Annotated in this window: 16 protein-coding genes; 11 read left to right on the top strand and 5 right to left on the bottom strand. The window is 59.7% G+C overall.

All coding sequences use genetic code 11. The features are described from left to right. Position 1 precedes the first annotated feature (1 nt). Genes moaA through R0J87_RS04855 form a run of 4 tightly spaced genes read right to left on the bottom strand, consistent with a single transcriptional unit; the run spans position 2 to position 3715 of the window. Positions 2-994, bottom strand: a complete 993-nt coding sequence (gene moaA, locus R0J87_RS04870) for a GTP 3',8-cyclase MoaA (RefSeq protein ID WP_404343884.1) — start codon at positions 992-994, stop codon at positions 2-4. Next, a complete protein-coding gene (moeA, locus tag R0J87_RS04865) occupies positions 991-2244 on the bottom strand; it encodes a molybdopterin molybdotransferase MoeA (RefSeq protein WP_498884707.1) in 1254 nt (417 codons plus the stop codon). Before moeA ends, moaA begins: the two co-directional genes overlap by 4 nt. Next, a complete protein-coding gene (gene mobA, locus R0J87_RS04860; protein WP_498884705.1) occupies positions 2241-2861 on the bottom strand; it encodes a molybdenum cofactor guanylyltransferase MobA in 621 nt (206 codons plus the stop codon). The genes moeA and mobA overlap by 4 nt, the downstream gene beginning before the upstream one ends. Beyond that, positions 2858-3715, bottom strand: a complete 858-nt coding sequence (locus R0J87_RS04855) for a formate dehydrogenase accessory sulfurtransferase FdhD (protein ID WP_404343878.1) — start codon at positions 3713-3715, stop codon at positions 2858-2860. The genes mobA and R0J87_RS04855 overlap by 4 nt, the downstream gene beginning before the upstream one ends. A 151-nt stretch (positions 3716-3866) precedes the next feature. Here R0J87_RS04855 and R0J87_RS04850 point away from each other — a divergent pair, with 151 nt between their 5' ends. From R0J87_RS04850 to R0J87_RS04800, 11 genes are all read left to right on the top strand, one after another. Then, complete coding sequence (locus R0J87_RS04850) at positions 3867-4307, top strand: DUF3305 domain-containing protein (RefSeq protein WP_498884703.1); 441 nt, start codon at positions 3867-3869, stop codon at positions 4305-4307. Further along, the gene (locus tag R0J87_RS04845; protein ID WP_498884701.1) at positions 4304-4939 is read left to right on the top strand and encodes a DUF3306 domain-containing protein; all 636 of its coding nucleotides are present in this window, start codon (positions 4304-4306) and stop codon (positions 4937-4939) included. The genes R0J87_RS04850 and R0J87_RS04845 overlap by 4 nt, the downstream gene beginning before the upstream one ends. Before the next feature lie 208 nt (positions 4940-5147). Continuing rightward, on the top strand, positions 5148-6863 hold the full coding sequence (locus tag R0J87_RS04840; RefSeq protein WP_498884699.1) for a 4Fe-4S binding protein: 1716 nt from the start codon (positions 5148-5150) through the stop codon (positions 6861-6863). 4 nt (positions 6864-6867) lie between these two features. After that, positions 6868-7521, top strand: a complete 654-nt coding sequence (locus R0J87_RS04835) for a TorD/DmsD family molecular chaperone (RefSeq protein ID WP_498884697.1) — start codon at positions 6868-6870, stop codon at positions 7519-7521. A 74-nt stretch (positions 7522-7595) separates the two neighbouring features. Continuing rightward, positions 7596-7799 (top strand): twin-arginine translocation signal domain-containing protein, encoded by a 204-nt coding sequence (locus tag R0J87_RS04830; RefSeq protein ID WP_052509959.1) that lies wholly within the window; start codon positions 7596-7598, stop codon positions 7797-7799. Between the two features lie 24 nt (positions 7800-7823). Next, positions 7824-10679: a formate dehydrogenase subunit alpha gene (locus R0J87_RS04825; RefSeq protein WP_498884694.1), complete on the top strand. Its 2856-nt coding sequence runs from the start codon at positions 7824-7826 to the stop codon at positions 10677-10679. Between the two features lie 61 nt (positions 10680-10740). Continuing rightward, a complete protein-coding gene (gene fdh3B / locus R0J87_RS04820; protein ID WP_404343866.1) occupies positions 10741-11355 on the top strand; it encodes a formate dehydrogenase FDH3 subunit beta in 615 nt (204 codons plus the stop codon). 11 nt (positions 11356-11366) lie between these two features. Further along, positions 11367-12473 (top strand): formate dehydrogenase subunit gamma, encoded by a 1107-nt coding sequence (locus tag R0J87_RS04815; RefSeq protein ID WP_498884692.1) that lies wholly within the window; start codon positions 11367-11369, stop codon positions 12471-12473. 103 nt (positions 12474-12576) lie between these two features. After that, positions 12577-12927, top strand: coding sequence for a DUF1244 domain-containing protein (locus R0J87_RS04810; protein WP_404343862.1), 351 nt, complete (start codon positions 12577-12579; stop codon positions 12925-12927). A gap of 4 nt (positions 12928-12931) precedes the next feature. Then, positions 12932-13450, top strand: coding sequence for a molybdenum cofactor biosynthesis protein B (gene moaB / locus R0J87_RS04805; RefSeq protein WP_498884690.1), 519 nt, complete (start codon positions 12932-12934; stop codon positions 13448-13450). Beyond that, on the top strand, positions 13443-14648 hold the full coding sequence (locus tag R0J87_RS04800; protein ID WP_498884688.1) for a molybdopterin molybdotransferase MoeA: 1206 nt from the start codon (positions 13443-13445) through the stop codon (positions 14646-14648). Before moaB ends, R0J87_RS04800 begins: the two co-directional genes overlap by 8 nt. On the opposite strand, the gene R0J87_RS04795 is transcribed toward R0J87_RS04800, so the two are convergent. Then, positions 14631-15008 (bottom strand): hypothetical protein, encoded by a 378-nt coding sequence (locus tag R0J87_RS04795; protein WP_498884686.1) that lies wholly within the window; start codon positions 15006-15008, stop codon positions 14631-14633. The genes R0J87_RS04800 and R0J87_RS04795 overlap by 18 nt on opposite strands.

Here is a 15008-nt window from a genome sequence, read left to right as displayed (position 1 = left end):
GTTAACCTCCGGTCATGTTCATAAAGCGCACCACCTGCACGTCGCCATCGGTGGTGAAGTGGTGGCGTTCGGGCTTAAGCGGCAGGGCGTTAATAATGGCGGTTTTGAGCGCCTGCATGTCGCCGGGGTGGCGACGTAATACAGCGCGCAGGTCCACCGAGTGCTCATTCCCTAAGCAGAGCAGCAGGCGGCCTTCCACGGTGACCCGTACGCGGTTGCAGCTATCGCAAAAGTTATGGCTGTGGGGCGAGATAAAGCCCACCCGACTGTCGCTGTCGGCCATTTTGAAGTAGCGCGATGGCCCCGGCGTCGTCTCAGTGGTCGGGGTGAGCGGGAAACGGGTTTCGATCAGCGCCTGAACGTCGTCGCTGGAATAAAACGTCTCTGCCCGGGAGTGGTCTGACACATCGCCCAGGGGCATCTCCTCGATAAAGCTAATATCGAGACCTTCCTGGCGGGCGAAGGCAACAAGGTCAATCACCTCATCGTCGTTGCGCCCTTTTAAAATCACCGCGTTCAGCTTGATGCGCTTAAAGCCCGCCTCTTTGGCGGCGTGAATGCCATCGATGACTTTGGCTAAGTCGCCGGTACGCGTCAGCTGCTTAAAGCGCTCGGGGTCGAGGGAGTCCAGGCTAATGTTGAGCCTGCGCAGGCCGCCTTCATACAGCCGCTTGGCGTGCTTGCGCAGGCTGGCACCGTTAGTGGTCATGGTGAAGTCGTCCAGCCCTGGCAGGCTGCCAATCTCATCCACCAGCTGTTCGATGCCTTTTCGCACCAGCGGCTCACCGCCGGTTAGGCGGATCTTTTCAACGCCTAGCTCGGTGAAGGCACGCGCCACCATGGCGAGCTCTTCCAGCGTGAGTACCTGCGCGCGGGGAAGAAACGTCATCTCCTCACTCATGCAGTAAACGCAGCGGAAGTCGCAGCGGTCGGTGACCGAAATGCGCACGTAGCGCACCCGGCGGCCAAAATCGTCAATCAGTTGTTCGGTCATTGCCAGCTCGTTATCGGTTGAATGCAGACCGCCTCGCCTGGCTGGGCGTCTGCTTGGTCATCGCCAAGTTCGATCAAACAGTTGGCCATTACCATAGAGGTCAAAATACCCGAGCCCTGGGCGCCTGTGCTGCGCACATGCAGCACGCCCTGGTCGTCACATGTGTAGATACCGCGCAGAAAATCAGTGCGTTTCAGGCGGCTTTTTAGCGGCGTCTGAGCAATGGCGGTCAGCCGTGAAGGCGATACGTTAGACTGCCCCTGAAGCCGCTGCAGTAGCGGCACCACGAACTGGCTAAAGGTCACCATGACGGCTACCGGGTTGCCGGGTAAGCCCACAAACGGCGTGTGCGAATCCCCCAACTGGCCGCAGGCCATCGGGCGGCCAGGGCGTAGCGCCACCCGCCAAAAGGCCAGCCGACCAAGTTTTTCAAGCGCTGTGCGGGTGTAGTCCGCGTGGCCAACGGAAACACCGCCGCTGGTAATCACAAGGTCACACTGCGCCGCTGCTTCCGCAAGCGCTTGCTCAATGGCGCGCGGGTCGTCGGGCAAAATGCCTAAATCCACCACCTCGGCCCCTTGCTCGCTAAGCATGCCAATCAGGGTGAAGCGGTTGGTGTCGTAAATTCCGGCGCTGGGCAGCGGCTCCCCCGGCGGCGTGACTTCGTTGCCAGTGGAGAAGATCGCTACCTTTGGACGCTGATAGACGTCGATGGTGGCATGGCCTAACGAAGCAATCAGCCCCATGCTGGCAGCATCTAGCCGTGAGCCCGCCGTTAATGCAACGGCCCCTTTGGCAATATCTTCTCCCGCTTGGCGAACGTGCTGCCCAAAGCTGACCCGCTCTGGCGCATCGATGGTGACGCTGTCGTTACCCTCGATGAGCTGCTCACGCATAATCACCGTATCGGTGCCGCTGGGCAGCGGTGCGCCGGTGGTGATACGCACGCACCGGCCTGGAGGCACCTCACCCTCAAACGCTTGCCCGGCGAAGGCATCGCCCGCAACAGGCCAGTGGGTTTGAAAGGGCGGCTGCTTTGGCCAGGCCAAGGCAACGCCATCCATCGCCGCATTGGTATTCTGTGGCACGTTAATAGGCGCGGTGATATCGGTCGCTAGCCTGCGTCCGTAGGCGCTGCCTAGTGCCACCTGTTCTACCGCTACCGGTTCCTCAACCAGCGTCATCAGCGCATCGCGAGCGGCATCGACGCTGAGCATCTGCTCGCCCAGTTCAAAACACGACAGGCTCATGGCGTCTCCTGGGAAGGCGTTGTCAGTGCCAGCTCCAAGCGAGCTTTCTCCTCTTCGGTATTGAGGTTGGCAAACGCTTCAGGGCAGTCGGACATATCCACCCGGCACCAGGCGTGGCGAGCGTACCAGCGGTCGATTTTACGCTCGCCTTCGGCCAGGGTGGTGGCCAAATCATCGGCCAGCGACGTACGCAGCAGCGCGACGACGGGGTGCAGGCGCTCGCCATCAAACGCCACGGCGATATCGTGCTCGACACCCGCCTGGGTAATACCTGAGACCATGCGCGCCACCAAATCGTGGGGCAGCGCAGGAGAGTCGCAGGGTGCGACCAGCAGCCACGGCGTTTGAGCCGCGCGCAGGCCGCTGTAAATGCCCATCAGCGGGCCTTTGAAGCCGCCTTCGGCATCTTCAATCACGCGGTCGGCAAACAGCGCATACGCATCGCTATTGCGGTTGGCGTTAATCATCAGCTCCTGCACCTGGCCATCGAAGCGCTTAACGGTATGCGCTACCAGCGGGAGGCCTGCAAAGGGCTCCAGGCCCTTATCTCGCCCGCCCATACGGCGGCCTTCACCGCCCGCGAGAATCATGCCAGTCAGATCGTGCTTGGCGATCATACGCCTGCCTCCTTGGACGAGCGTGCGCTCGGCGGCTTGGGGGGAATCGCGTCCAGTGTTAAGCGACCAGCGGCGTTAATGGCTTGGAAGCCTTTCCCTTTAGCGCGGGCAATCAGCATTACGCCGAAACGCTCGGCCAGCTCTACGCCTTTTTGGGTGACGCCTGAGCGAGATACCAGCACGCTAATGCCCATTTGCGCGACTTTCAGCACCATTTCCGATGTTAACCGGCCCGTGGTGTAGAAAATATCGGCACTGTGGCTGTCGGCTTGGTTGAGCCACTGACGCCCCGCTAGCGTGTCTACGGCGTTGTGGCGGCCTACGTCTTCGACGAAATCCAGCACCTGCGACTGATGACACAGCGCGCAGCCGTGTACCGCGCCCGCGCTGCGGTAGGTCTCGTTGTAGGTGTTCAAATTGGTCAGTAATTCATAAAGTGTTGATTGCGCCAGCGGTGTTTTGGGCAGCGCAGTGAGCGAGGTTTGTTCCAACAGTTTACCAAACACGGTGCCCTGCCCGCAGCCGGTGGTGACCGTACGCGTGCTTAGGCGTGCCTCTAAATCCTCGGGCAGGTGGCGAGTCACGATCACCGCTGCCTCGACGTCCCAGTCAACCTGAACCGCGGTTAAATCTTCGGCGTTTCTCAAAAGCCCCTGGTTGCGCAAATAGCCCACCACTAGGGCTTCGGGGTCATCGCCCAGCGTCATCAGGGTGACAATTTCACGCTTGTTAAGATACACCGTAAGCGCACGCTCGGCGGCAATGGCCTGCGGGCGAGTGTCGCCGTAGGCATCCATGACATCAATGGTGGTCGTGGCCGGTAAGCGGGCTCGGCTTAGCTGAAGGGCGGGCATCCGCAATCCTCACTGATACCAAAACGCTGTGTGGCTGACGCAAACACGGCGCACAAGATCATAATAGTTGAGTAAAATAGTCTGAGTTGACGATGATGGCGCTCAAAAGGCTTACTTGTCTACCCGTTCAAGGTCTAAGGTGGTGAAACCCATGAGTGATAGTTTACGCGCATTAAGCGTTACCTTAGTCGCCGAGCCCAAGCAGGTACGCAGTTTCACGCTGACCCAGTGGCGCATTGCAGAGCTTGTACCCGGTGATCAAGGGGAGTGCGTACTCAACCTGCAGCTCTATATGACCGAGCGAGCCGCCTATCGATTTAACCTCACCTCGCCGACGCCGCGCCTGTTCGTGCGTGCCGGGTTCACCGGGCAAACCCCGAAACCTGATGCGATCACCGCCAGCCAGGATGTAGCTGCAGGCTGGTTAGATGGTGAGCAGCAAGTGCTAGAAGCTGCGATGCCGATGGCGATTCAGGTGTGGATAGAGCACTATCTTGCTCGCCACGGCGAAGCCCCCGTGGAAACGCGCAAGAAAAAACGTAAAGGGGCCGGGCGTGGCAAAGATACCCCGACCAAGGAGCAGCCGCAGTGAGCCGTTTTGAGCGCTGGTCGCGTAAAAAGCGCGGCATTGAAAGCGAAGGTGTCGAGCCTCCAGAGCAGCTAGAGCCTACGGATCCGCCGCTGGAAGCGCAGGCGCTAACCGAAGAAGAGCACGACGCCGCCGTCCCCGAGGCTGAGCGCGCAGACGCCGCTCCGCCGCTCCCCGGCAGCCTGGATAACACGTTACCTGACCCTGACGCACTGCCTGCAGGTAGCGACTTTAGTGCTTTTATGGTGCCTGGTGTCAGTGCCGCCCTGCGCCGCCGCGCGCTGCGCAGGCTGTGGTCGACGGGTAACTATAATGTGCGTGATGGGCTAGATGATTACGACGCCGACTACACTCAGCAGCTCAAACCCATGGCTAGCGAGCTGGCAGGTAAACTGCGTCGTTGGGCCAATAAAGCGGAAGAGACGTTAGATCGATTGGAAGACTCGGAGCCAAGGGAGACTGCTCAGAAAAACGACGAACAGCAGGGCAACGCATCGGAAGAGACAGCGTCAATGCCTGCGTCTGAGCCTTTCAACGCTTGCACAAGTGATGACAGTTTTGTACAAAGTGCTCCACTAGACGACCAGTCTGATTATTCTGCTCACGCTCAGGACGGGCAAAAAAAAGGCAGTTAGTTATAAAGATCAGTGTTTTAGAGTAAGTTTGGCGAGCTTGCGTTGACAGCGATACGACCAATGGAAGTGGCAATAATGCTGTTTGCGCCATACGCTGATGGAAGCAAGATTAGAAATGATCTGTCGTTATAACGCCGAATGTCATCCGTAGGATGATAAAATCTAATACCCAATTATAACAAAAACGACCTCTTGACCGTGAGAATGCATGAACCAACGAATCCAACTGGCGTCGATTGACGACCAGCGCAACGTCGCCGCTCGTGAAGCGGTGCGTCGGCGTATCTCATGGCCGGTGAACCTCACGCCAGCCAATGTGACCTACCACAGTCGCGGGCACGTGATGCTGCTGGGTAGCGCACTGGCGGTGAGCCAGGCAGCGTTTGCCCTGAAAGGCCGTGGGTTAGCGTCGCTCTCGCTATTGACCACCGATACGGCTGTCGAGCTGTCAGCTACCCAAGAACCGCTCACTACCCACGTGCTGAGCCCCCATCAGCAGAAGCAGCTCACTATTGCAGGGCATTTGGGCGCTTTTCGCGCCACCTTGACCCAAGACGATGGCGACGTACTGAACCTTGCTCAAGCGCTGCTCGAGCGTGATGTGTTTGACGTTGTGCTGGACCTCTGCGAGCCGGAAACGCTCAGCGCTGCCTCTTGGGAGATGCCTCCTCCGGGTTATATACGCCTCTCCTGGGAGCGCCAGGAAGCGGAGCGGGCCGAGGTGCTGGAGAGCGTGACCGAGCTGGTCGGCGAGTTCGATAAACCGCGTTACTTCCAGGTCAATAGTGACCTTTGCGCTCACTCTTCCAGCGGTAATGTTGGCTGTACCCGTTGCTTGGACGTCTGCCCGGCGGATGCGATTTCCAGCATCCAAGGGCGTATTGAGTCGCGCATCGAGATCGACCCATTTTTATGCCAAGGCGTGGGTAGTTGTACCAGCGCCTGCCCTACCGGTGCCATCGAGTTCCGCCTGCCGGAAACCCGCCGCCAGCAGGATACGTTAGCCACTTGGCTGTCCGCTTACCGGGAAGTCGGTGGCGAGGTGCCGGTACTGCGCTTTATTACCCACGATTCAATGGATGCTGAGCGTGCGGCAGGCGTCACAACGCCGGGCCACATCATTGATGCTCCCTTGGAAGAGCTGGGCGCTGCGGGCCACGATCAGTGGCTGACGGCACTCGCCAGCGGCGCTTCAGAAGTGCGCATTCAGCTTCACGACGGCATGCCGCCCCGGCTCAGCGCATTTTTAGAGCAGCAAATTGCCCAGGCTCACGAGCTGCTCGTCGCGCTAGGTCATGACACTTCGCGTATCAAACTGCTGCCGGTAGGGGCTGAGAGCGAGCGCGATGCGCTGCCAAGCCTTACCCCGCTCACTGAGTCGCCACTGAGCTTTAAAGAGCCTAACAAGCGCGCTCGCCTGAACGTGGTGCTGGCACGCTTGGCCGAGCTGGGTACGCCCAGCGGTGAACGCCACGCCATGCCCCAAGGCGCGGCGTACGGCGGCATCAACGTTGATAGCGCTGCCTGTACACTGTGCCACGCCTGTGTCAGCAACTGCCCAACGCCTGCGCTTAAATCGGGTGGGAATACTCCCGCACTCAGCTTCCTGGAAGCCGATTGCGTGCAGTGCGGCCTATGTGAGCAGGCGTGCCCGGAAGATGCCATCACGCTGGTGCCCGGTTTCCTCGCGGCACCTGACCGTGAAGCGCGGCACATCTGCCATGAAGAAGCGGCGTTTGAATGCATTGGCTGCGGTAAACCGTTTGCCACGGCCAGCACTGTCGCGACGATTAAGGCCAAACTGGCTAACCACCCCTATTTTGCCGGTGATGCCATAACACGTTTGGAAATGTGCGAAGACTGCCGGGTAAAAGACGTTTGGAAAACCATGGCTCGCGACCCTGACGCGCAACTAAAGGTGTAATGCAATGAGCGATGCAATGCCGACGCTAAACGAAACCGATGCGCTGCGCATGGATATCTACCAGCTGTTCGCCAGTCTGCTGCGCCAAGCGCCGGACAGCGAGCTACTGGCGTGGCTGGAAAGCCTCGATATTGAGCAAGATGGTAGCCGTATTGCCGAATGCTGGGCCGCGCTGTCACAGGCGGCAGGCCAAAGCGATGTGGACAGCCTAAAGCGGGCACATTTCCGGCATTTAGTCGGCGTGATCCAAGGGGAGGTTGTGCCCTATGCGTCCTGGTATCGCAACGGCGAGTTGATGGAAGCCGCGCTGGTGGCATTGCGTCAGGATCTCCGGGCGCTAGGCTTCGAGCGTAGCGAACACACGCGTGACCCAGAAGATCATTTGGCTGCCATTTGCGAAGTGATGGCCATGCTCATCGCCGCACAGAACGGTGAGCAGTTTACCTTTTTTCAACGGCACCTTGCCCCCTGGGCTAACCGCTGTTGGGACGACCTTGCAAAAGTAGACACCGCTTTCTATTCAGCGCTGGGGCAGTTGGGTAGCGCTTTTATGGAGAGCGAACAGGCACGTTTGAGCGATCAGGCGGCCTACCAGCCGGTACGAATAGTGGAGCCTGCTTCCTATGACGCCGGCGCAGCGCGCAAAGCCACACCGTGACGTGACCGTGCGCAGCGGTAAGAACAGGGCCTGCGGGCCACGTATAAAAAAAGGGCATGAAAGAGGAGAACCCCATGCACCAGTCACATAACCCTGAGCGCCGCCGGTTTATGAAAACCGTTGGTTTAGGCACCGCCGCTGCGGGCGCAGCCGTTGCGGTAGGACACGTCACGCTGGCACAGGCGGATGATAAAAGCCCGGTTGAGCGCGACAAACAGGCGGTGAACTACCGCGAGACCGACCATATTCGTGCTTATTACGCCTCGCTGCGTGACTGACGGCGAACTGCCAGGAGATTTGCCATGCGTCTAACTCGCAAAACGAACACCCCTGCTACCACTGGGCTGGGTATTTCCCGTCGTCAGTTTTTGAAGCGCACGGGCGTGGCCACCGGTGGCGTTGCCGCCGTGGGCTTTATGGGCGCGCCAATGATGCAGCGCACCGAAGCGGCCGATAAAACCCCGGTGCTTGACTCCCCGGTGGAAACCAAACGCACCATCTGCTCCCACTGCTCGGTGGGCTGCGGTGTGTATGCCGAAGTGCAAGAGGGTATTTGGACCAAGCAAGAGCCCGCCTTCGACCACCCGATCAACCGTGGCGCTCACTGTGCCAAAGGTGCGTCGCTTCGCCAGCACGGCCACTCCACTCGTCGCCTGAAGTACCCGATGAAGCTGGTGGCCGGTGAATGGCAGCGTATGGACTGGGACACGGCCGTCAACGAAATTGGCGACAAGCTGATTGAGCTGCGCGACGCCCACGGCCCCGACAGCGTTTACTGGCTGGGCTCGGCGAAATTCAACAACGAGCAGGCGTACCTGATGCGCAAGCTCGCCTCCATGTGGGGCACCAACAACACCGACCACCAGGCGCGTATCTGCCACTCCACTACCGTGGCGGGCGTTGCGAATACCTGGGGTTACGGAGCGATGACCAACTCGCTCAACGATATGCACAACAGCAAGGCGATCCTCTTCATCGGTTCTAACCCCAGTGAAGCCCACCCGGTGGCCATGCAGCACATTCTGATCGCGAAAGAGCGCAACAACTGCGAGATTATCGTGGCTGACCCGCGCTTTACGCGTACCGCTGCCAAGGCCAACAAGTACGTGCGTCTGCGCCCTGGCTCTGACGTTGCTTACATCTGGGGCCTGCTGTGGCACATCTTTGAAAACGGCTGGGAAGATAGCGAGTACATCAGCCAGCGTGTTTATGGCATGGACGATGTGCGCGCTGAAGTCGCGCAGTTCCCGCCCAGCGTTGTAGAAGATATTACCGGCGTATCCGAAGCGGACATGTTCGACGTGGCCAAGCGCCTTGCCGACAACCGCCCCGGCTGCGTGGTGTGGTGTATGGGCGGTACCCAGCACACCACCGGTAATAACAACACTCGCGCCTACTGCATTCTGGAGCTGGCGCTAGGTAACATCGGTAAATCCGGTGGTGGTGCCAACATTCTGCGTGGCCACGACAACGTTCAAGGCGCTACTGACTTGGGTCTGGGCTGTGACTCCCTGCCGGGTTACTACGGCTTGGCGGAAGGCGCATGGCAGCACTGGGCCAAAGTGTGGGACGTGGACTACGAGTGGCTGAAAGGTCGCTTCGATGACACTGAGTACGCCGACGGCAAGCCCATGTACTCCAGCGGTATTACCGTATCGCGCTGGGTGGATGGCGTGCTGGAAGAGGACGAAAACATCTCCCAGCGCACCGCGCTGAAAGCGATGTTCTACTGGGGCCACGCGGTCAACTCGCAAACCCGCGGCGTTGAAATGCAGAAAGCGATGCAGAAGCTGGAGATGATGGTCATCGTTGACCCTTATCCCACCGTTGCAGCCGTTATGCATGACCGCACCGACGGCGTTTACCTGCTGCCTGCAGCCACGCAGTTTGAAACCACTGGTAGCGTGACGGCCACCAACCGCTCGATTCAGTGGCGCGATCAGGTCATCGAGCCGCTGTTTGAATCGAAGCCTGACCACGAAATCATGTATCTGTTTGCCAATAAGCTTGGCTTTGGCAACGAGTTCGTGAAAAACATCGCAATGGAAGGCAACCGTCCGGTCATTGAAGACGTGCTGCGTGAAATCAACAGCGGTATGTGGACGGTAGGCTACACCGGCCAAAGCCCGGAGCGCCTGAAAGAGCACCAGCAAAACTGGCACACCTTCAGCTTTGAAAACCTGCGTGCCCAGGGCGGCCCCGCCGATGGCGACTACTACGGCTTGCCATGGCCCTGCTGGGGAACGCCGGAGTTCAAACACCCAGGCTCGCCTAACCTCTACGACACCAGTATTCCGGTCATGGAAGGCGGCATGGGCTTCCGCGCCCGCTTTGGTATCGAGCGCGATGGTGTCAACCTGCTGGCGGAAGGCTCGGCTCCTGTGGGCGGTGATATCGACGATGGCTACCCGGAGTTCACCGACCAAATGCTCAAAGACTTGGGCTGGTGGGATGACCTGACCGCTGAAGAGAAAGCGGCGGCCGAAGGCCAGAACTGGAAGACCGACTTCTCCGGCGGTATCCAGCGCGTGGCCATCGAGCACGGCTGTGCGCCTTACGGTAACGCCAAAGCCCGCGCCGTGGTATGGACGTTCCCGGATGCCGTGCCGAAGCACCGTGAGCCGCTCTACACCACCCGTCGTGACCTGGTTGAGCGCTACCCCACGTGGGACGACTTTGACTCCATCATGCGTCTGCCCACGATGTACAAAACCATCCAGGATCGTGACAACAGCGCGGACTACCCGATCATTCTGACCTCAGGTCGTTTGGTTGAGTACGAAGGCGGCGGTGAAGAGACGCGCTCCATGTCGTGGCTGGCTGAGCTGCAGCAGGAGATGTTTGTTGAGATCAACCCGGCCGATGCCAACGACATTGGTATTCGCGATGGCGACCAAGTATGGGTCGAAGGTGCCGAAGGCGGCCGAGTCAAGGTGAAAGCGCTGGTTACCCCCCGCGTTGATCGTAAAGTGGCGTTTATGCCGTTCCACTTTGGCGGTGTGTTCCAGGGCGAAAGCCTGCACGACCGCTATCCGGAAGGCACCGTTCCTTACGTCATTGGTGAAGCGGCCAATACCGCCACCACCTACGGCTACGACCCGGTGACACTGATGCAAGAAACCAAGTGCACCATCTGCCGTATCGAACGCGCCAGCTAACACGACCTGACCTGACAGTATGCTGGTGCGGACACGCCCGCACCGGCAAGAGGAGAACACCATGGCTCAAATGAAATTTATGTGTGACGCCGAGCGCTGCATCGAGTGCAACGGCTGCGTCACGGCCTGTAAGAACGCCAACGACGTCGAGTGGGGCATTCAGCGCCGCCGCGTGGTGACCCTGAACGACGGCGAAGCGGATGAAATGTCCATCTCCGTTGCCTGTATGCACTGCGATGACGCCCCCTGTATGGCCGTTTGCCCCACCGACTGTTTCTACAAAACAGACGACGGCATCGTGCTGCACGATAAAGACCTCTGCATCGGCTGTGGTTACTGCCTGTACGCCTGCCCCTTCGGCGCGCCGCAGTTCCCCCAGCAAGATGCTTTTGGCGAGCGCGGCAAAATGGACAAGTGCACCTTCTGTGCCGGTGGCCCCGCGGAAACCAAAGAAGAGGAGTACCAGAAGTACGGCTCTAACCGCATTGCAGAAGGCAAGCTGCCGCTGTGTGCTGAGATGTGTTCTACCAAAGCGCTGCTGGCCGGTGACGCGCAGGATGTGGCCGATATCTTCCGTCAGCGTGTGGTACACCGTGGCCATAAAGATGGAGCATGGTCGAACAATCCTCAGGCTAGCACTGACGACCTTGCCTACGATGCTGCCCGTAAAGGGTAAGGAGGCGTGTCATGACAACGTTGACCATGACAACCGCACAGGTGCCCTCACGGGCACCTAGCGCAACCGCTAGCTGGCGGCAACGCTGCTGGCGCTTATGTCTGATGTTAGTGCTGCTGGTCGCAAGCCTTGGGGTGACTCAGCTTGCCGTCGCGCAGGCGGACCCAAACCGTGAAATGACCACCGCTGCCCCCGGCATTACTGCCGACCAGTGGCGTCAGGTGCGTAGCGGTGAAACAGGACCTAACTACCGTGATTCACGGCATGAAAGTAACTACAACCTGATCAACGCCAGCGGCGAAACGTGGCGGATTCTGCGCAACCGCTGGGTGTCTCCCTTCGGCATGATCGCTATTGGTGGGATGGCCGCGCTGATCGCGCTGTTCTACTTCATTGTGGGCCGTAAGCATCTCGAAGAGCCGCGTACAGGGCGTAAGCTCTTGCGCTGGTCGCTGCTGATGCGCGCGCTGCACTGGACCGTGGCGACGCTGTTTATCACCTTAGCGCTGACCGGGCTGAACCTGCTGCTGGGTAAGTTCGTGTTCCGTACGCTGTTTGGTGATGCCGTATGGGGCTGGATGGTCGCGGCTTCTAAAGTGCTGCATAACTACCTGGGGCCGATTTTCGGCGTGCTGCTGGTTATTCTGCTGATTAGCCTGATCAAAGAGAACATTCCCAAAAAGCAAGACTGGGTATGGTTTAAGAAAGGCGGCGGCATGATTGGCAAAGGCCACGTCGATGCGGGCTTCTGCAACGGCGGTGAAAAAGCCTGGTACTGGCTGCTGGCATCGGTGGGTATTTTGGTGGTGGCGAGTGGCTTCGTGCTCGACTTCCCCAACTTCGACCAGGGTCGCGACACCATGCAGTGGGCTAACATCATCCACGCCGTGGGTGCGCTGGGTCTTACCGCCGTCTCGCTGGGCCACATCTATATCGGCACGCTGGGAACGGAAGGCGCACTGGAAGGCATGACCACCGGTTACGTGGATGAAACCTGGGCCAAAGAGCACCACAATCTGTGGTACGAAGAGGTCAAGGATCAGGCCATCAGTGAAGAAGAGCTGGCGGCGCGTAAAGCGGGCGACAGCGGCACCCCTTCACCTGCCAAGCCAAGCTGAGTCACGCCCTGAAGTTAAGTGGATGTGAACGCCCTGCGACACCGCCTTCGGGCGGTGTCTTTTGTTATGCTGCACTCCAACGAATTTTGAAAGAGGAATCACCATGGCGACATTTGACGAACTGGATGCGACCACCCGTACCGAGCTTGAAGCCGCTGCGTTTCGCCGCTTGTTGAAGCATCTGGACGACAATAAAGATGTGCAGAACATCGACCTGATGATTCTGGCCGATTTCTGCCGTAACTGCCTCTCGAAATGGCTGGTGACCGCCGCCGACGAGCACGGCACGGCGCTGGAGATGGACGCCGCCCGTGAGTACGTCTATGGCATGCCCTACAGCGAGTGGAAAGCCCATCACCAGGGTGAGGCAACGCCAGAGCAGCTAGCCGCCCTTGATGCTCGTCAAGCCAACAAGAAGGCCAAAGCCCAGGCCGAGAGCGAGCACAAGGAGTAACGCCATGGACGCTATGGAAGCGCTGAATATCGCGGTGCTCACTGTCTCTGACACGCGCACGGAAGAGACTGACCGCTCGGGCCAGTCGCTGGTGCAGCGGCTAACCGAGGCGGGGCACCGTTTGGCGGATAAGTGCATCGTACCGGATGACGTGTACCAAATCCGGGCGGTGGTCGCCCAGTGGATTGCCGACCCCGGCGTGCAGGTGGTGCTGACTACCGGCGGCACTGGGTTTACTGGGCGTGATTCCACCCCAGAAGCGGTTTCGGTGCTGCTGGATAAACGTATCGAAGGTTTTGGCGAGCGCTTTCGCCAGCTCAGCGGCGATGAGATTGGTAGCTCCACCATTCAGAGCCGTGCGCTGGGTGGCTTCGCGAATGCCACGGTAGTGTTTTGCCTACCAGGCTCTACTGGTGCGTGCCGTACCGGCTGGGATGGCATTCTGGCGGAACAGCTCGATAGCCGCCATAAGCCGTGTAATTTTGCCAACCTAGTGATCCCCGGCCGGGGGCAGCATGGCTGAGTTACAGCCCATTGAAGCGGCACTGAAAGCGCTGCTGGCCGATGTGACGCCGCTCACCGCCGAGCAGGTCGCTTTGAATGACGCCGCTGGCCGCGTGCTGGCTGAACCGGTAATGGCCACGCTGGATGTACCGCCGTTTGATAACAGCGCAATGGATGGCTATGCGCTGCGCGCTATGGATGCGGGTAAGCGGCTGCCGGTTAGCCAGCGGATTGCCGCAGGCGATACAGCACAGCCCCTGGCAGAGGGAACCTGCGCGCGGATCTTCACCGGCGGGCAGATACCATTGGGTGCCGACTGCGTGGTGATGCAGGAGCGGGTGGCCCAGGAAAATGGCGAGGCGCTGATGCCAGCGGATGTGCCGGAAGGCGATAACGTTCGCTTACAGGGCCGCGATGTACGTCAGGGCGACCTGCTACTCGACGCAGGCGAACGCCTTGAAGCTGCTGCGCTGGGGCATTTGGCAGGGCAGGGCATCACTCATGTGAGCGTACGCCGCCGCCCCCGAGTGGCGCTGCTTTCTACTGGCGATGAGATCGTCGACCCCGGCACGCCGTTAAAGCCGGGCCAGCTATACAACTCCAACCGACCCATGCTCAAGCGGCTGCTGGAGACGTTCGGGGCAGAGGTGGTTCAGCTGGTGAGCGTGCCCGATGACTACGCCCAAACCGTGGCGCTGTTAAACCACGCGGCTGCCGAGGCGGATGTGGTGGTGAGCACGGGTGGCGTCAGCGTCGGGGAGGAAGACCACGTCAAAGCGGCGCTGGAGTCGCTTGGGCAGCTCGATATGTGGAAGTTGGCGATTCGTCCCGGCAAGCCGCTAGCACTAGGCCGCCTGCCCCGCGACGATGGCAGCCATGCTCGGTTTGTGGGGCTGCCGGGTAACCCGGTGTCGGGGTTTGTGGGTGCCTGGCTATTTCTTCGCCCGCTGATGGGGGCACTGTTAGGCTGCCCTGCGCTGGCGGAGCTTCCGTGCTTAACGGCGACGGCTACCTTTGCCACTGACACCGGCCCACGCCAGCACTACATGCGGGTGGCGCTGCGCTTTACGCCTAGCGGCATCGAGGCCGATGCTTTTGATGACCAAAACTCAGCGATGCTCTCTTCCTGCATTGCTGCCGATGCGCTGGCGGTGATTGATCCGCATAGCCAAGTGGAGAAGGGCAGCCACGTGCGCTGTTTATGGCTGGCAGGCTGACGCGTGAAGTGGGCTAAGCCGTGCCCCGTTCAGCAGTAGAGTGAACGACTGCTCATCCTGAGCAATGCCACATAGCGCTGGATGATGGACGCGGGCAGCCAGTAGGGGCGGCAGTGGATGAATTTCCCTACTGGGAAGGTGGATAATCTCGCTGTCGCCGGTAATGCCAAGCTGCCAGGGCCCTTGGGCATCGTGAAGCGTTAGCCAGCGTGTGGGATGGCTCGACTGTTTTAGCAGCAGCTGCTCTATGGCCGTGTGGCGAGGCTGGGTGACCGTGCTGTCAATGCGTCGCACATGACGCGCTTCCATTGCCCACCGGTAGCCGCTTGCATAGAAGCAGACGCAGGTTACATGGCTCAC

The organism is Halomonas sp. SIMBA_159 (genome assembly GCF_046536035.1).
Classification (GTDB): domain Bacteria; phylum Pseudomonadota; class Gammaproteobacteria; order Pseudomonadales; family Halomonadaceae; genus Vreelandella; species Vreelandella venusta_A.
This window is presented reverse-complemented; position numbering and strand designations above follow the sequence as displayed.